Genomic DNA, 16,584 nt, shown 5'->3' with positions numbered 1-16,584 from the left:
ACGGCTGCGCACGCGCCCCGTCAGGGGCGCGTGCGCAGCCGTTTGTCGTTCAGGGGCGCGGGGAACTGCGCGACCAGCCCCCACGGCCCCGCAGACAGCAAACCGGCCCCAGCAAACCGGCCCCAGCAAACCGGCCCCCGCGCGGAGCGCTCACGCGGGGACGCGACGGTCGACCCACCTCCACGCGAACTCCAGGCAGGCCGCTCCCACCGCGGCGATCCCGACGGCGGTCCACGGCAACGTCGTCCCCACCAGCTTCAACGCGAAGAAGTCCTGCAGCCAAGGCACGACGAGCACGAGCAGGAATCCGGCCCCCATCGCGGCGACCAGACAGATCCGCCACCAGGTGTAAGGCCGGGCGATGATCGCCAGCACCCACATGGAGATCAGGAACAGCGTCAACGTCGCGGCACTGGTCTCCGCGTCCAGGGCCCCCTCGCCGGTGTAGTGGTGGCGGGCGATCAGGTACGTGGTGAAAGTGGCCGTCGCGGCGATGACCCCGCCCGGGATCGAGTACCGCATCACTCTGCGCACGAAGTGAGGCTGGGCCCGTTCCTTGTTGGGAGCCAGCGCCAGGAAGAACGCCGGGACACCGATCGTCAGGGTCGACAGAAGCGTCAGGTGCCGCGGCAGGAACGGGTACTCCACCTGCGAAACCACCACCAGCACCGCCAGCAGCACCGAGTAGACCGTCTTCACCAGGAACAGCGTCGCCACCCGCGTGATGTTCCCGATCACACGACGGCCCTCGGCCACGACCGAGGGCAACGTCGCGAAGCTGTTGTTGAGCAGCACGATCTGGGCGACCGCCCGGGTGGCCTCGGAACCGGAGCCCATCGCGACGCCGATGTCGGCGTCCTTGAGGGCGAGCACGTCGTTCACGCCGTCGCCGGTCATGGCCACCGTGTGGCCGTTCGACTGGAGCGCGCCCACCATGTCGCGCTTCTGTTGCGGGGTGACCCGCCCGAACACCGCGCCCTCGTCCAGGGCCTTCGCCATCTCCGCCCGCTCGGTGGGCAGCCGGCGCGCGTCGACCGTGGCCGAGGCGCCGGGCAGACCGAGCTTGGCCGCGACCGCTCCGACCGAGACGGCGTTGTCACCGGAGATCACCTTGGCCCGTACGTCCTGCTCCTCGAAGTACCTCAGCGTGTCCGCCGCGTCCGGGCGCAACCGCTGCTCCAGCACGACCAGCGCGGTGGGCCGGGCGCCCTCCGCGACCAGCGGGTCGTCGAGGTCCTTGGCGGCCCGGGCAAGGAGCAGCACCCGCAGACCCTGCTCGTTGAGCTGCTCGGTCTCGGCGAGCGCCGGGTCCTCGTCGCCCAGCAGCACGTCCGGGGCGCCCAGCAGCCACGTACTCGACTCGCCGTCGCCGTCGCTGCCATTGCCATTGCCACTGCCACGATTGCCGTTGCCGTCACTGAAGGAGGCCCCGCTGTACTTGCGCGCGGAGGAGAAGGGCAGCGACTTGGTGGAGCGCCAGTCCTCGCCGTCCGGGTAGGCGTCGATGATCGCCTGCAACGACGCGTTCGGGCGCGGGTCCGACTTCCCGAGGGCGCCGAGCACCTTCCGTACGTACGCCTCGTCGCTGCCGTTGAGAGGCCGCAGATCGGTGACGTCCATGCCGCCCTCGGTGAGCGTCCCCGTCTTGTCGAGGCAGACGGTGTCGACGCGGGCGAGGCCCTCGATGGCCGGCAGTTCCTGCACCAGGCACTGTTTCCGGCCAAGTCTGATGACTCCGATCGCGAAGGCGACGGAGGTGAGGAGGACCAGCCCTTCCGGGACCATGGGCACGATGCCGCCGACCGCGCGCGCGATCGAGTCCTTGAGGTCGTTGTCCTTGACGAAGAGTTGGGTGATCACCAGGCCGGTCGCGGCCGGCACCAGCATCCAGGTGACGTACTTGAGGATCGTGGAGATACCGGTCCGCAGCTCGGAGTGGACGAGCGTGAAGCGGCTCGCCTCCTCGGCGAGCTGCGCCGCGTACGCCTCGCGCCCCACCTTCGTCGCGGTGAACGCGCCGCCGCCCGCCACCACGAAGCTTCCCGACATGACCTGGTCGCCGGGCTGCTTGACGACCGGGTCGGCCTCACCGGTGAGCAGCGACTCGTCGATCTCCAGACTGTCGGTCTCCGCGCACACCCCGTCGACGACGATCTTGTCGCCGGGCCCGATCTCGATCAGATCCCCGAGCACGATCTCGGAGGTGCTGACCTCGAAGGCCTTCCCGTCTCTTCGTACGGTCGGCCGGGCCTCGCCGATCACCGCCAGCGAATCCAGGGTCTTCTTGGCCCGCCACTCCTGGATGATGCCGATGCCGGTGTTCGCGAGGATCACGTAGCCGAACAGGCTGTCCTGGAACGGCGCGACGAACATCATGATCAGCCACAGCACGCCGATGATCGCGTTGAACCGGGTGAAGACGTTCGCGCGGACGATGTCGGCCGTGGACCGACTGCTGCGTACGGGTACGTCGTTGACCTCGCCCCGCGCCACCCGCTCGGCGACCTCGGCCGCGCTGAGGCCTCCCGCGCGTGGCGCGGGGGCCGGTATGGGTACAGGGTGCACAGGATCGAGTTCGGCGCCCGCGTCGATGTGCGTCATGCCTCCGACGGTACGGGGGGATATACGGCTTCACCCGCCGAGTGCGGCAAAGATCCGACCAGGGGAGGAGTTGGGGAGGAGCCGGAGTGATGCCGTGGTTGTACGGAGTCGGCCGAAACTCTTATTCCGTGGCAGGTTCGGTGGTGGATCCGGTGGTGGTGGATCCGGCGGTGGCGGACGTCTTCTCCGTGTCCCGTTTGACCGCCGCGTCCCACTTGCGTACGTACCAGATGCCGATCAGGCCGAGACCCGCGCCGGCCAGGCAGGTCCAGAGCCACCACAGGTACCCGTGGTCGTCGAACCAGCCGTAGAAGGGCAGCTGCGCCAGGAAGAGGACGAACCAGAGGATCGTGCCGCCCGTGACGGTGGCGACCACGGGCCCCTCCAGGGGTGCCGGTGCCTCGTGCTTGGGGGTCCACTTCGCCATGGGGACAGCTTACGGGGGGCTTTGCGGGGGGCCTGCGGTGGCTTACGGGGCCAAGGCCCCCGTGCCCGGCAGCAGGCCCCCTGGTCCACTCACGGTGCCCTCGACCGCTACTTCAAGATCTCGGAGACCGCGCTGATCGCGCTGATCACGCTGCCGCGCTGACCGCGTGAACACGGTCGTCGCGCTTCAGCCCGCCCCCCCCGGATGTCCTGGCCGGACGCCATGGGCATGGTGGTGCCGGCGGGCTTCGTGGTGATGCTCCGCGTGCCGGTGGCGATGTACGTGGTGTCGGCGGTGTTCGGTTTCTACTGCCTGACACCCGGCCCTGGGTCTCATCTGAGCTCCGACCGGCTGCGGGCTCACGTCCGAGCGGCTGCGGGCTGGCGAGAGGGTTCACGTCACGCCGTAGAACCTTTCCGTCTCCTCGACCGCGGTCTGGAACCGCTCGTCGAAGTCGTCGCGAATGAGTGCCCGGACGACATAGTCCTGGACGCTCATTCCCCTCTTCGCCGCATGGTCCCGGAGCCGATCGAGCAGCTCCCCGTCTATCCGCAGGCTGAGCACGCTGGTCCCCATGGGGATGAGGGTCGCTGGCTCGTACGGGGCGGCGGGTCACTTTCCGCATCCAACTCACTCATATGGGTGAGATATGGGTGAGGGGAGGGGCTGGCGGGGCTCAGTGGTCGGAGTCACGGGCATTCGCGTGCCGTTCGAGTGGTCTTTAGGGAGAGTAATGAGTTAATCTAAGGAACATGGCTGACCTGACCCATGGCGACGACGCTGCCGCCGTGAACTCCCTGCGATCCGCCGTGATGCGCCTGTCACGCCGACTCAAGCACCAGCGAGTCGACGAGTCGCTGAGCCCGACCGAAATGTCGGTTCTCGGCACCCTCGCCCGCTGCGGCACGGCCACGCCGGGCGAGCTCGCCCGCAAGGAGCACGTGCAGCCGCCCTCGATGACCCGCATCGTGGCGCTGCTCGAAGCCAAGGGCCTGGTCAAGCTGGAGCCGCACCCCGAGGACCGGCGCCAGAAGGTCGTCACGCAGACCGAGCGGGCCGAGGCCATGCTCATAGAGAGCCGCCGCAAGCGGAACGCGTGGCTGGCCGGACTGGTCGACGGCCTCGACGAGGACGAGTGGGCGAAGCTCCGCGAGGCCGCTCCCGTCCTGGAGAAGCTCGCGCATCTGTAATCAGGAACCTGAAGCAGGTCCTGCTTCAGGTTCTGAAGCAGGACGTGAAGAAAGACCTGAAGAAAGACCTGAAGGAAACACCCCGATTCGCAAGGAGGCGAACGCCGTTGAGTACGGGACCCGGAGCAGACTCCGCCCCCGGACCGCAGCAACCCGACCACACCACCACCCCCGCCGCCCCCACGACCCCCACCACAGACACCGGGGCCGGGGCCAGGACCGACAAAGCGGCCGGTACCGGTGCCAGGACCGGCACCTTCGGCTCCCTGCGAATCCGTAACTACCGGCTTTTCGCCAGCGGGGCCATCGTCTCCAACACCGGCACCTGGATGTCCCGCATCACCCAGGACTGGCTGGTCCTCAGCCTGACCGGCTCCTCGGCCGCGGTCGGCATCACGACCGCGCTGCAATTCCTGCCGATGCTCCTCTTCGGCCTGTACGGCGGTGTCATCGCCGACCGTGTCCCCAAGCGCCGCATGCTGTTCTTCACCCAGGGCGCGCTGGGCGTGTGCGGCCTGGTACTCGCGGCCCTCACGCTCTCCGGTCACGTACAGGTCTGGCACGTCTACCTGGTCGCGTTCCTGCTCGGCATGGTCACCGTCGTCGACAACCCGACCCGGCAGACCTTCGTCTCCGAGATGGTCGGCCCCGACCAGGTGCGCAACGCCGTCAGCCTCAACTCGGCCAACTTCCACTCCGCCCGCCTGATCGGCCCCGCCGTCGCGGGCGTCCTGATCTCCACCGTCGGCAGCGGCTGGGCCTTCCTGATCAACGGCCTCGCCTTCCTCGCCCCCATCACGGGCCTGCTCCTCATGCGGACGAGTGAGCTCTACAAGGTGGAGCGGGTGCCGCGCGGCAAGGGCCAGTTGCGGGAGGGGCTGCACCATGTCGCATCCCGGCCCGAACTGATCTGGCCGATCGTGCTCATAGGCTTCATCGGTACCTTCGGCTTCAACTTCCCCATCTGGCTCACCGCCTTCGCCGACGAGGTCTACCACGCGGGCGCCGGGACGTACGGCCTGCTCAACACCCTCATGGCGGTCGGCTCGGTCGCCGGAGCCCTGCTCTCCGCCCGCCGGGCCTCGGCACGGATGCGGGTCCTGGTGGGCGCGGCTCTGCTGTTCGGCGTGCTGGAGATCGCGGCGGCCCTTTCCCCGTCCTTCTGGCTCTTCGCCCTGCTCCTGGTCCCCATCGGCATGGCGGCGCTGACGGTCAACACGACCGCCAACGCCAGCGTCCAGATGGCCACCGACCCCGCCATGCGAGGCCGTGTGATGAGCCTGTTCATGATGGTCTTCGTCGGCGGTACGCCCCTGGGGGCACCCGTCGTCGGCTGGGTCACCGATACCTACGGCCCCCGCGTCGGCTTCGCGGCCGGCGGCCTGGTCTCGGCGCTGGCGGCGGCCACGGTCGGGCTGATCCTGGCGCGCGTCGGCGGCCTGCGGCTGTCGGTGGGCTGGCACCGCGGGCACCCGCAGGTGCGCTTCGTACCGCGGGAGCGGGAGCGGGAGCTGGCGACTGTGGGTTAGGTGGTCGGTGTGGTCGAGGTGGTCTGGTGGTTTGGGCGGTCTGGGCGGTCTGGTGGCCTAGGCCGCGGAGGGGGACCAGGTCGTCTAGGGAGTCTCGCTCGCATCTGTTCGCCTGTTGCCTGTTGCATTCGCTGAGTGCGTGAGGAGTCCGATTCGCCATGTCGGCTGTTCCTGCCGATCCGACCGTGGTTCACCCGATGCCCGAGCAGCCGCGTGTGGTGCTGCTGAAACCGCTGGTCGCTTCGCCGCTGATCGAGGTGGGTGACTTCTCCTACTACGACGATCCGGACGATCCGACGGCGTTCGAGACGCGCAACGTGCTGTACCACTACGGGCCGGAAAAGCTGGTCATCGGCAAGTTCTGCGCGCTGGGCGAAGGGGTGCGGTTCATCATGAACGGCGCCAACCACCGCATGGACGGCCCCTCGACGTTTCCCTTCCCCATCATGGGCGGTTCCTGGGCCGACCACTTCGATCTGATCACCGGCCTGCCCGGCAGGGGCGACACCGTGGTCGGTAACGACGTCTGGTTCGGGTACCGGGCCACGGTGATGCCCGGCGTCCGCATCGGCCATGGAGCGGTCATCGCTTCGGGTTCCGTGGTCGTCGACGACGTTCCCGACTACGGCATCGTGGGCGGCAATCCGGCCAAACTCATCCGTCGTCGCTTCGGGGACGCGGATGTAGAGCGCCTGCTCGCCCTCGCCTGGTGGGACTGGTCTGCCCAGCACATCACCGAGCACATCCGCACGATCATGTCCGGCAGTGTCGACGCGCTTGAGGCCGCGGCCCCGACGAGCGAGTAGTCGTGCTCTCCCTCATCAGCGACGCCAGGTGATCCGTTCCGTGGGCCGATCGCGTCTGGACTCTGGCTGTCAAGGGATCTGTCAAGGGATCTGTCAAGGGATCTGGCAAGGTGAGTTCATGAGACTCTTCGCCGCCGTGGTGCCGCCGGAGGACGTGTCCGCCGAACTCGCTTCGGTGGTGGGTGGGTTGAGGAAGCTGCCGGGGGCGGACGAGGGGTTGCGGTGGACCGCGCGGCCCGGGTGGCACTTCACACTCGCCTTCTACGGGGAGGTCGACGACGAGCTCGTACCGGATCTGTCGGCGCGGCTGGAACGTTCGGCGCGGCGGACCGAGCCCTTCCCGCTGTCGCTGCGGGGCGGGGGCCGCTTCGGGGGCCGGGCGCTGTGGGTGGGCGCGGCGGGTGACGTACTCACGATGCGGCTGCTCGCGGAGCGGGCGGAGGCGGCGGGGCGGAAGGCAGGCGTATCGGCGGAGCAGCAGCACCACCGGTACCGGGCGCATCTGACGCTGGCCCGCGCTCGGGAGTCGGCCGACCTCTCGCCGTACGTCTCCCTGCTGGCCGACTTCACCGGCCGGACCTGGACCGTCGGCGAGCTGTGCCTGATCCGCAGCCGGCTGCCCCGGTCGGGGGTGCCGGGTGAGCAGCCTCACTACGAGACGCTCACCCGGTGGGCCCTCGGCGCGGGTGCGTGACCCTCGGCGCGGGCGCCCGGTCGCGGCCGGTTACGCTCGAAGGCGTGGACCCGAAAACCCGTAACCGGATCATGGCCGGTGTGCTTGTGCTGATGTTCTTTGTGGTGGCGGTGGCGGCGGCGGTCGGTCAGTAGACATACCGACCTTCCCGGCGCTGGGACCGCCGGCCGGCCGTGGCTGGTCGTGTGGCTGGTCGCACGTGGGGCGCGGAGCCGCGTATTCACAGCCCCGCGCCCCTTACGGGCGTCCCTGACGTGGTTCTTGTCCCCGACGTGGCTCTGGTCCCGGACGGGGCTCTACCAGGCGAACGCCTCTGGTGACGGGCCCGGGCCCGGGAAGATCTCGTCCAGGCCGGTCAGCAGTTCGTCGCTCAGTTCCAGTTCGACGGCCCGCAGGGCGGAGTCGAGCTGTTCGGCTGTGCGGGGGCCGACGATCGGGCCCGTCACGCCCGGGCGGGTGAGCAGCCAGGCAAGGGCGACCTCGCCGGGCTCCAGGCCGTGCTTTTCGAGCAGGTCCTCGTAGGACTGGATCTGGGCGCGTACGGCGGTGTTGGTGAGGGCGTCGGCAGAGCGGCCGGAGGCGCGTCGACCGCCCTCGACCTCCTTCTTGATGACGCCGCCCAGCAGTCCGCCGTGCAGCGGCGACCACGGAATGACGCCCAGACCGTACTCCTGCGCGGCCGGGATGACCTCCATCTCGGCGCGGCGCTCGGCGAGGTTGTAGAGGCACTGCTCGCTGACGAGGCCGATCGTGCCGCCGCGGCGGGTGGCGATCTCGTTGGCCTGGGCGATCTTGTAGCCGGGGAAGTTGGAGGAACCGGCGTAGAGGATCTTGCCCTGCTGGATGAGGGTGTCGATCGCCTGCCAGATCTCCTCGAAGGGAGTCGAGCGGTCGATGTGGTGGAACTGGTAGATGTCTATGTGGTCGGTCTGAAGGCGCTTCAGGCTCGCGTCCACCGCGCGGCGGATGTTGAGCGCGGAGAGCTTGTCGTGGTTGGGCCAGGCGCTTGTGCCGTCGGCGGCCATGTTGCCGTACACCTTGGTGGCCAGGACCACCTTGTCGCGACGTTCACCGCCCTTGGCGAACCAGGTCCCGATGATCGATTCCGTACGGCCCTTGTTCTCGCCCCAGCCGTACACGTTGGCAGTGTCGAAGTAGTTGATCCCCGCGGCCAGCGCCGCATCCATGATGGCGTGGCTGTCCGCCTCGTCGGTCTGCGGACCGAAGTTCATGGTCCCGAGGACCAGTCGGCTGACCTTGAGTCCCGTGCGTCCGAGCTGCGTGTACTTCATGAGGTCTTAGCCAACGACGTGGAGTGCGCTCTAGGCAAGGTGGGGCGCGGTGGTGTGTGCAGCCGCCGGGCGGGCACAGCGACCGCGGCAAGTGACGGGGATGCCCCGGCGGCGGCCGCCGCCGGCCGGCAAGGTGATTGGAAGGCTCGGGCCCTGCGGCTGGGTGTTTGGGGGCCCAAAAGCTTCCAATCACGGCTCGGGGGGCGGGGGTGGTGGCAGGGTGGCGCGGGGCCGGAGGCCGCCGCGCCACTGGTTGGAGGTGGGTGGTCAGCCGCTTACCGTGAGGTTGGAGTTTCCGCTGCTCTGGTAGCCCTCGGTTGCGAGGATCATGTAGTAGCTGAAGCTGCCCAGCGGCATTCCGGCGCGGGCCCAGGCGTCGAAGTGGTTGCCGGTGGTGATGGTTCCGCCGGTTTTCTTCGACTGACGGACGCTCCAGTACTGGTTGAAGGTTCGCGTGCCTTCGACGGACGGGGCGTTGTACCGCGTCGTCTGGTAGATGTCGTACGTACCGCCGTCGCTGGTGACGCTGCCCTTGTACGTTCCTGTGGGCCGGTAGGTGCCCCAGTTGTCGACGATGTAGTACTCGACGAGTGGGTTCGACGTCCACCCGTAGAGGGTCAGATAGCCGTTGCCGGACGGGTTGAAGCTGCCGGAGTACCGCACGGTCCTGCGTCCGCCGTTGCTCCAGCCCTTGCCGCCGACCCAGTTCCCGCAGTTGGTCCACGAGGACCGGTAACTGCCGCCGGATGCCAGGGTCATGGAGACCTGGCCGCCGCCGTCGGTCCAGAACGAGTAGTAGTAGCCGTTGTTGGTGCCGGTCTGGTTCGTGGTGATGGTCGTGTCCGCATGGGCGGCGCTGGGCAGTATCAGCCCGGACGCGGTGCCCAGCGCTAAGGCGCCGGCGCCGCCGATCAAACTCCTGCGGCTGACCGCGCGGGCGGGAGCGTCGTCCTCGGGCATGCTTCCTCCTTGTGAAAGCCGACGGCGGCCAGGCAGCTTTGTGCGACCCGGCGGGCCTGTTGTGCCAGGTCGCGGGGCTGTGCGTGGTCGACGATCGGGTGCGGGTCTTTCGGTGCCGCCAGTGTTTGGGCGAGGTCGTGAACCTGTCAACAGTTTCGGCACGGATTACGAAATCTTCTCCTGGGTGAATGAGTGATTGCGGCGCCATATTGGCTGGTCAATGACCTGGTCGGAATGTCGAAACGCTTGATTGATCGAAAAGGCTGGGTTCACAGATCGGAATATCGGGTCAACTTTCTCGAATGTTTCGAGAGTCGTTCCGATTGCTTATGGGTGGGCGAAGGGACCGCGATGGCTTGCCGGGGGCGCGAAATGTGTTGGCGTCAGGCGGGCAGCGCGTACGGTTCGCCCAAGTCCCATGCCTGGTACATCGCTTCGGCGAAGGCGGCGGCTATTTTGTGTTCGCCGGATGCGGTCGGGTGGGTGCCGTCGTACGTGTCGTGGTTGATGTCGTACGACTCCGGGACCGAGGCCAGGAGGAGCGGGGACGTCGGCTCGTCGAGGTCCGCGAGCGACTTTGCCACGAGCTCGTTGAGGAGCGTGACCTCGGCCGCGAAGTCGGCGTCCGTCTCTGCCCGCGTGTTTGGGATCACCGGGAGGAGGACCATGCTGATTTGGGAGTTGGCCGAGCGGGCCTCGGTGATGAAGGTGAGGGCCTTCGCCGCCGTTCGTTCCGCGTTCGCGTGGAAGCCCAGGTCGGTGAGGCCGAGCGAGATCAGGAGGACGTCAGCCCGTGTCCGGGAGACCGCTTCGCCGATCAGCGGGGTCAGGTCGTGCCAGCTCTCGCCCCAGCCGGCGAGGTGGGCGCGGGGGAAGTCCGGGTCCGCGTACTCGTACGAGTCGGCCGCGTCCGTGGCCTTGTCGTAGAGCGTCTCGCGGGGGCCGACGATCTTGAACGGGCCGCCGTACGTCGCGCGCAGGTGCTGCCACATCCGGTAGCGCCATGTGTGTTCGCCCGCGCTGCCGATGGTCATGGAGTCGCCGACGGGCATGAACCTGAGCATCCGCACATCATGGACGATCGGCCGTCCGCCTCGTCGAACGGAGCCCTGCCGGGCGCTGTGAGCCTCACCACGAACCCGGCCGACGCCCCGCCACGCACCCGGTCACGCGGACGGGATGGCAGGCTGGGGGCATGCGTCGCTCGCTCGCGTTCCTTGTCGGAGCCCTCCTTGCCGGGGTGCTCGCCGCGCCCGCCGTTGCCGCCGATGACGACGGTTCGGAGGGGTTCACGATCAACGACCCCCGGATCACCGAGTCCAGCGGACTCGTCGCCTCCCGCGCCCACCCCGGCGTCTACTGGACTCACAACGACAGCGACGACGGGGCCTTCCTCTACGCCGTCGACAGCAAGTCCGGCGACACGGTCGCGACGGTCACCATGAGCGGCGTGGGTGCCCCGCGAGACGTGGAGGCCATTTCCATCGGGCCCAACGGCCACCTCTACGTCGGCGACATCGGCGACAACCTCGGCGGCACGTGGGATCACGTGTGGATCTACGAACTGCCCGAGCCGAAGGAGCTGAAGGACCAGACGGTCCGCGCCACGCAGTACGACGTGAAGTACGCGGACGGGGCCCGGGACGCGGAGGCGCTCATGGTGCATCCGAAGACCGGGCGGGTGTATGTCGTCTCGAAGAACGAGGACGGGGGCGGGTTGTACGAGGGGCCCGCCCAGCTCTCCGCCTCCGGCACGAATGTCTTCAAGCGAGTCGGCGACGTCGACCTCTGGGTCACCGACGGCGCCTTCTCGCCCGACGGCAAGCAGCTCGCCGTACGTGGCTACTTCGGCGGGATCGCGTACGAGTGGAACGGCGGGCAGCTGAAGAAGCAGGGGCGGCTGAGCGTGCCGCTCCAGGGGCAGGGGGAGTCGATGACGTACACCCCCGACGGATCCGCGCTGCTGTACGGGAGCGAGGGGGGCGGTAGTTCCGTGGAGTCGGGCAACGTGCCGGGGGGCGATGGCAAGTCGTCCTCGGGGGGCGACGGTTCGGCCGCGGGTGATGGCGAGGGCGATGGTGACGGGATGGAGGGCGACTTCAAGATGGGCGCGATCGCCCTGGCCGCCGCCCTCGCCGTCGTTTACGGACTGAAGCGGCTGCTGCGGCGCGGCGACTAAGCGCTCCGCTGGAAGAACGGTGATGAACCTGCGGGCCGGTGGGGGCTGGTCGCGCAGTTCCCCGCGCCCCTTGAAGGGTGCGATATCGCACCGGACTTGACCAAAGCCGCTCAGCGGCCTGGCGGCTGCCGCGACGCGACCGGCGGCCTGGCGGCTGCTTGGGTGCGACTGGTGGTCTGGCGGGCGCTGCGGCCCGACCGGCGGTCTGGCGGGCGCTGCCGTGCGACCGGCGGTCTGACGGGTGCTGTTAGAGGTTGTTAGAGGTCGGGTTCGGCGGCCTTCGCGTCCTTGTCGTCCCGTACGCGTACCTCGTAGTGCAGTGTCGGCGTGCCCATCACCTTGTGGGCGAGCGGGACGAACACGCCATGGGTGAGCGGGTACTTGTGGCGCAGTAGCTTCGCCGCGTGCTTGTCCTCCGGGCTGTCGTGGTCCAGCAGTCGGGCGCGTGCGTGGATCTCGGGTCCGGTGGGTGCGCCGCGCGCGGTGGAGGGGGCGATCTCCACCTCGGGGTCGTTGCGCAGGCGCTTGGTCTTCCAGGCCTTGCCGGGAGTGCGGAAGTACGCGTGGTCGCCCTCGACGACGATGTTGACGGGCGTGCCGACGCCGCTGCCGTCCCTCTTGTGGCTGGTGAGCAGGACGGCCCACTGCTTGACGAAGCGGGTGAGCTCGGGGCTCGGAGTCGGAGTACTCATGCCTCCATACATGCACCGAACGCCCGCTTTGTCACTCGCTGTCGCGGCCTTGGCGCTCGACAAACGCCTCCAGTCCGTCCAGGATCCGCTGCAGCCCGAACTCGAAGTGGTCGAATTCGGTGCTGAAGGCGTCATCGGAGAGCGAGGCCATCACGGGGTAGCGGCCGCTGGTCATGACCTTCTCCAGGACCGGATACTGAGCCGCCCAGAACTCCGCGTCCGTCAGGCCGGTCCGGTGCTCCGCCTCCTGGGCGTACAGCCGCGTACGGGCGGCACCGGTGACGTACGAGTCGATCATGATGACCACCGAGACCAGCTCGGGGTCGCGCAGGCCCATGGGTTTGATGCGGGAGATCACCTTCTCCATGCCGTCGATGGCGCTCGGGCCGAGCACCGGGCGGGACTGGTTGACCCGGAGCAGCCAGGGGTGGCGCTGGTAGAGGGCGAGGCTCTCGCGGGCGAGTGCCTCCAGGGTCGCGCGCCAGTTCTCGCCCAGGGCGGTCACGTCGTCACCCGGCCGCTGGACCCGGTCCAGCATGAGGTCCAGGAGCTCGCCCTTGCCGGGCACGTACCTGTACAGGGACATCGTGCCGGTGCCGAGCTCCGTGGAGATCCGGCGCATCGAGACGGCCTCCAGCCCCTCCGCGTCCGCGATCCGGACGGCCGTTTCCACGATCCGGTCCAGCGTGAGGCCCGGTTTGGGGCCGCGGCTGGGGCGCCTGCCCGTGTCCCAGAGCAGTTCGAGGGTGCGGAGGATGTCTCCGCTGCCGCTGGTCTCCGTGCCACCCGTGCCGCTCGTCATGGGCTCCAGAATAATCCCTTGGACCGAAACTGGGTACGGTGTACTCTCAAAAGGGTACGGCGTACCCAGTTTCTTGGTTTCCGGGTCCGGCTGTCCGGGCTTCCGTGGTGGATTTCAGGGGTGGAGGAGTGCTGTGAGCGGTTACGCGGTGCGGGCCGAGGGGCTCGAGAAGAGGTACGGGGAGAAGCGAGCCCTGGCCGGCTTCGACCTGGCGGTGCGGCAGGGCACGGTGCACGGCCTGCTCGGGCCGAACGGCGCGGGCAAGACCACCGCCGTCCGCATCCTGTCCACGCTGGTGAAGCTGGATGGGGGGAGCGCACGGGTGGCGGGCCTTGACGTGGCACGGCAGCCGCGTGAGGTGCGGGCGCGGATCGGGCTCACCGGTCAGTACGCCGCCGTGGACGAGGTGCTCACCGGGCGCCAGAACCTGGAGATGTTCGGGCGGCTGTTCCACCTGGGCGGGCGTCGGGCGAGGCTGCGGGCGGTGGAGCTGCTGGAGCAGTTCGACCTGACCGACGCCGCCGACAAGGGAGTCGGCCAGTACAGCGGCGGCATGCGGCGGCGCCTCGACCTCGCCGCGTCGATGATCCTCATCCCGAGCGTGCTGTTCCTGGACGAGCCGACGACCGGGCTCGATCCGCGCGGGCGGGGTGAAGTCTGGGATTCCGTACGGGCGTTGGTGACCGGCGGCACGACCGTACTGCTGACGACGCAGTACCTGGAGGAGGCCGACAAGCTCGCCTCGCACATCACCGTGATCGACCAGGGTCGGGCCATCGCCGACGACACCCCTGACGGGCTGAAGGACCTGGTGGGCGGCGACCGGATCGAGGTCGTCGTCGCCGAGCGGGCCGACATCTCGCGGGCCGTGAAGGTCGTCGCCCGGGTCACGGACGGCGAACCCGAGTCGGACGAGACCGAGTTGAGGGTGCACGCACCGGTGGCCGACCGGGTGGCGGCGCTCACCGAGGTGGCGCGGACGCTGCAGGACGAGGGCGTGCGGGTGGAGGACATCGGACTGCGCAGGCCGAGCCTCGACGATGTGTTCCTGCGCCTGACCGGACACCGTACGGACGTGCCGAAGGGCGACGGGAAGGACGCGTCGTCGAAGGGCGAGGCGAAGGACGCGAAGAGTGTGAAGGACACGAAGAGCGTGAAGGGGGCCGCGGCATGAGCACCGTCGACACCGGGGTCGACCGCAGCGTCGGTCTGACCGGGCAGCGCACCCACGGACGCGTCTACTGGGTGCTCGCCGACTGCTGGAACATCGTCCGGCGCGGGCTCACCCACTACCAGCGCCAACCCATCAACATCGCCTGGCAGCTGGGCTTCCCGATCCTGTCCGTGCTGCTGTACGGGTATGTCTTCGGCAGCGCGATGAAGGTACCCGGGGGCGGGGACTACAAGGACTTCCTGATGCCCGGCATGTTCGTGATGACGATGGCCTTCGGGTTCATCAACACAGCGACGCTCGTCGTGTACGACTCCGAGAAGGGCGTCATCGACCGGTTCCGCTCCATGCCGATGGCAGCGTCCGCCGTCGTCGCCGGTCGCGGGGTCACCGATCTCATCGTGGCCTGCGCGGAGTTGACGATCCTGGTGCTCACCGCGCTCGCCATGGGCTGGCGGCCCGACGGCGGCTTCGGCTTCCTGGCGGCGTTCGGGCTGCTGCTGTGGCTGCGGTTCGCGCTGATCTGGCTCGGGGTGTGGCTCGGCCTGCTCGTGCCCAACCCCGAGGCGGCGGGCGGCCTGTTCGCGGTCGCCTTCCCGCTGACGATGATCTCCAGCATCTTCGTCGCGCCGCAGCTGATGCCGGACTGGCTGGGCGCCGTCGCCGCCTGGAACCCGATCTCGTCGACGGCCGCGGCCACCCGTGAGCTGTTCGGCAGCCCGGTGGGCAGCGGCGAATCATGGGTCGAGCAGCACGCCCTGCTGATGTCGGGGCTGTGGCCGCTGGCCCTCACGGCGATCTTCGTGCCGCTGGCGGTACGGCGGTTCAAGAAGCTCAGCCGCTGATCTCGTCGCTACGCGAACGGGGGCGCCCGGCACTGGTGAAAGTGCCGGGCGCCCCCATCGACGTACATCCACGTACATCGACGGACGAGTCAATGTGCGGGCAGGAACCTCTACAGCTTCTCGATCACGTAGTCGACGCACTTCGTGAGCGCCTCGACGTCCGCCGGGTCGATCGCCGGGAACATCGCGACACGGAGCTGGTTGCGGCCGAGCTTGCGGTAGGGCTCGGTGTCGACGATGCCGTTGGCACGCAGGACCTTGGCGACGGCGGACGCGTCGACCTCGTCGGAGAAGTCGATCGTGCCGATGACCTGGGAGCGCTTCGCCGGGTCGGTGACGAACGGGTTCGCGTACTTGACGTCCTCGGCCCAGCCGTACAGCGTGCGCGAGGAGGTCGCCGTGCGGCGGACCGACCAGTCGAGGCCGCCCTGGCCGTTCAGCCACTCCAGCTGGTCGTTCAGGAGGAACAGCGTGGCGAGGGCCGGGGTGTTGTACGTCTGGTTCTTGCGGGAGTTGTCGATCGCCGTGGGGAGCGAGAAGAACTCCGGCACGTGGCGGCCGGACGCGTGAATACGCTCGGCGCGCTCGATCGCCGCCGGGGAGAAGATCGCGATCCACAGGCCGCCGTCCGCGGCGAACGACTTCTGCGGGGCGAAGTAGTAGACGTCCGTCTCGGCGATGTCGACCGGCAGGCCGCCCGCGCCGGAAGTGGCGTCCACGAGGACGAGGGAGCCCTCGTCGGCGCCCGCGATCCGCTTGATGGGGGCGGCGACACCGGTGGAGGTCTCGTTGTGGGTGAGGGCGTAGACGTCCACGCCCGCCTCGGCCTGCGACTCGGGGTGCGTGCCCGGGTCCGAGGAGATGATGTCGGGCTCGGCCAGCCAGGGCGCCAGCTTGGCCGCCTTCGCGAACTTCGACGAGAACTCGCCGAAGCTCAGGTGCTGCGACTTGTTCTCGATCAGGCCGTGGGTCGCGACGTCCCAGAACGCGGTCGAGCCGCCGTTGCCGAGGATCACCTCATAGCCCTCGGGGAGCTGGAAGAGGTCGCGCACACCCTCGCGGACCTTGCCGACCAGATTCTTGACGGGGGCTTGGCGGTGGGACGTACCCATCAGGGACGTGCCGGTGGCGGCGAGCGCGGTCAGCGACTCCGTACGCACCTTGGAGGGGCCCGCGCCGAAACGTCCGTCGGCGGGCTTGATGTCAGCGGGGATCTGGATATCAGCCACGACGGGAGCGTATCCGTTTCCGGAAACGTCGGCGAAACGTGGTCCGTCGGGTGAGACGGGGTCCCAAACGCCGGAGGGGTTGGATTTCAGCCCGTCCGGCGTTTGAGGACGAGGCCGTTCAGGCCGAAAGGGCGGCTGGGGGCGCAGCCCCCAGTGCTGATGGGGGT

16 protein-coding genes are annotated in these 16,584 nt (G+C 68.6%); 7 read left to right on the top strand and 9 right to left on the bottom strand.

Annotated features, from left to right (window positions below; translation table 11 throughout):
* Positions 1 to 150 precede the first annotated feature (150 nt).
* From ACTWQR_RS08345 to ACTWQR_RS08335, 3 genes are all read right to left on the bottom strand, one after another.
* Complete coding sequence (locus ACTWQR_RS08345) at positions 151 to 2,601, bottom strand: HAD-IC family P-type ATPase (protein WP_443226277.1); 2,451 nt, start codon at positions 2,599 to 2,601, stop codon at positions 151 to 153.
* Between the two features lie 121 nt (positions 2,602 to 2,722).
* Complete coding sequence (locus tag ACTWQR_RS08340; RefSeq protein ID WP_443226276.1) at positions 2,723 to 3,028, bottom strand: DUF2530 domain-containing protein; 306 nt, start codon at positions 3,026 to 3,028, stop codon at positions 2,723 to 2,725.
* Between the two features lie 393 nt (positions 3,029 to 3,421).
* On the bottom strand, positions 3,422 to 3,604 hold the full coding sequence (locus ACTWQR_RS08335; RefSeq protein WP_443226275.1) for a ribbon-helix-helix protein, CopG family: 183 nt from the start codon (positions 3,602 to 3,604) through the stop codon (positions 3,422 to 3,424).
* Between the two features lie 176 nt (positions 3,605 to 3,780).
* On the opposite strand from ACTWQR_RS08335, the gene ACTWQR_RS08330 reads away from it, so the two are divergent.
* The 4 genes from ACTWQR_RS08330 to thpR all read left to right on the top strand — a co-directional run bounded on the left by ACTWQR_RS08330 (position 3,781) and on the right by thpR (position 7,247).
* Positions 3,781 to 4,218 (top strand): MarR family winged helix-turn-helix transcriptional regulator, encoded by a 438-nt coding sequence (locus ACTWQR_RS08330; RefSeq protein ID WP_443226274.1) that lies wholly within the window; start codon positions 3,781 to 3,783, stop codon positions 4,216 to 4,218.
* Positions 4,219 to 4,325: 107 nt separating this feature from the next.
* Complete coding sequence (locus tag ACTWQR_RS08325) at positions 4,326 to 5,747, top strand: MFS transporter (RefSeq protein ID WP_443226273.1); 1,422 nt, start codon at positions 4,326 to 4,328, stop codon at positions 5,745 to 5,747.
* Positions 5,748 to 5,905: 158 nt separating this feature from the next.
* Positions 5,906 to 6,553: a CatB-related O-acetyltransferase gene (locus tag ACTWQR_RS08320; protein WP_443226272.1), complete on the top strand. Its 648-nt coding sequence runs from the start codon at positions 5,906 to 5,908 to the stop codon at positions 6,551 to 6,553.
* A 118-nt stretch (positions 6,554 to 6,671) separates the two neighbouring features.
* Positions 6,672 to 7,247: an RNA 2',3'-cyclic phosphodiesterase gene (gene thpR / locus ACTWQR_RS08315; RefSeq protein ID WP_443226271.1), complete on the top strand. Its 576-nt coding sequence runs from the start codon at positions 6,672 to 6,674 to the stop codon at positions 7,245 to 7,247.
* 296 nt (positions 7,248 to 7,543) lie between these two features.
* Here the strand turns inward: thpR and ACTWQR_RS08310 are convergent, their stop codons facing one another.
* From ACTWQR_RS08310 to ACTWQR_RS08300, 3 genes are all read right to left on the bottom strand, one after another.
* Positions 7,544 to 8,539, bottom strand: coding sequence for an aldo/keto reductase (locus ACTWQR_RS08310; protein ID WP_443226270.1), 996 nt, complete (start codon positions 8,537 to 8,539; stop codon positions 7,544 to 7,546).
* A 267-nt stretch (positions 8,540 to 8,806) separates the two neighbouring features.
* Positions 8,807 to 9,499, bottom strand: coding sequence for a glycoside hydrolase family 11 protein (locus ACTWQR_RS08305; protein WP_443226269.1), 693 nt, complete (start codon positions 9,497 to 9,499; stop codon positions 8,807 to 8,809).
* A gap of 383 nt (positions 9,500 to 9,882) precedes the next feature.
* Positions 9,883 to 10,563 carry a GDSL-type esterase/lipase family protein gene (locus ACTWQR_RS08300; RefSeq protein ID WP_443226268.1) on the bottom strand — a complete coding sequence of 227 codons (681 nt, stop codon included), beginning with the start codon at positions 10,561 to 10,563 and terminating at the stop codon, positions 9,883 to 9,885.
* 131 nt (positions 10,564 to 10,694) lie between these two features.
* On the opposite strand from ACTWQR_RS08300, the gene ACTWQR_RS08295 reads away from it, so the two are divergent.
* Positions 10,695 to 11,678: a WD40 repeat domain-containing protein gene (locus tag ACTWQR_RS08295; protein WP_443226267.1), complete on the top strand. Its 984-nt coding sequence runs from the start codon at positions 10,695 to 10,697 to the stop codon at positions 11,676 to 11,678.
* 257 nt (positions 11,679 to 11,935) lie between these two features.
* Here ACTWQR_RS08295 and ACTWQR_RS08290 read toward each other — a convergent pair whose 3' ends face one another.
* The gene (locus ACTWQR_RS08290) at positions 11,936 to 12,370 is read right to left on the bottom strand and encodes a PPOX class F420-dependent oxidoreductase (protein ID WP_443226266.1); all 435 of its coding nucleotides are present in this window, start codon (positions 12,368 to 12,370) and stop codon (positions 11,936 to 11,938) included.
* Positions 12,371 to 12,401: 31 nt separating this feature from the next.
* Positions 12,402 to 13,172, bottom strand: a complete 771-nt coding sequence (locus ACTWQR_RS08285; protein ID WP_443226265.1) for a TetR/AcrR family transcriptional regulator — start codon at positions 13,170 to 13,172, stop codon at positions 12,402 to 12,404.
* A 133-nt stretch (positions 13,173 to 13,305) separates the two neighbouring features.
* Between ACTWQR_RS08285 and ACTWQR_RS08280 the strand changes: the two genes are divergently transcribed.
* Together ACTWQR_RS08280 and ACTWQR_RS08275 are read left to right on the top strand one after the other, a co-directional pair.
* Positions 13,306 to 14,346 (top strand): ATP-binding cassette domain-containing protein, encoded by a 1,041-nt coding sequence (locus tag ACTWQR_RS08280; RefSeq protein WP_443226264.1) that lies wholly within the window; start codon positions 13,306 to 13,308, stop codon positions 14,344 to 14,346.
* Complete coding sequence (locus ACTWQR_RS08275) at positions 14,343 to 15,188, top strand: ABC transporter permease (RefSeq protein ID WP_443226263.1); 846 nt, start codon at positions 14,343 to 14,345, stop codon at positions 15,186 to 15,188. The genes ACTWQR_RS08280 and ACTWQR_RS08275 overlap by 4 nt, the downstream gene beginning before the upstream one ends.
* Before the next feature lie 110 nt (positions 15,189 to 15,298).
* Here the strand turns inward: ACTWQR_RS08275 and serC are convergent, their stop codons facing one another.
* Complete coding sequence (gene serC / locus ACTWQR_RS08270; protein ID WP_443226262.1) at positions 15,299 to 16,417, bottom strand: phosphoserine transaminase; 1,119 nt, start codon at positions 16,415 to 16,417, stop codon at positions 15,299 to 15,301.
* Positions 16,418 to 16,584 lie beyond the last annotated feature (167 nt).

The organism is Streptomyces sp. 2A115, from assembly GCF_052245575.1.
GTDB lineage: Bacteria > Actinomycetota > Actinomycetes > Streptomycetales > Streptomycetaceae > Streptomyces.
This window is presented reverse-complemented; position numbering and strand designations above follow the sequence as displayed.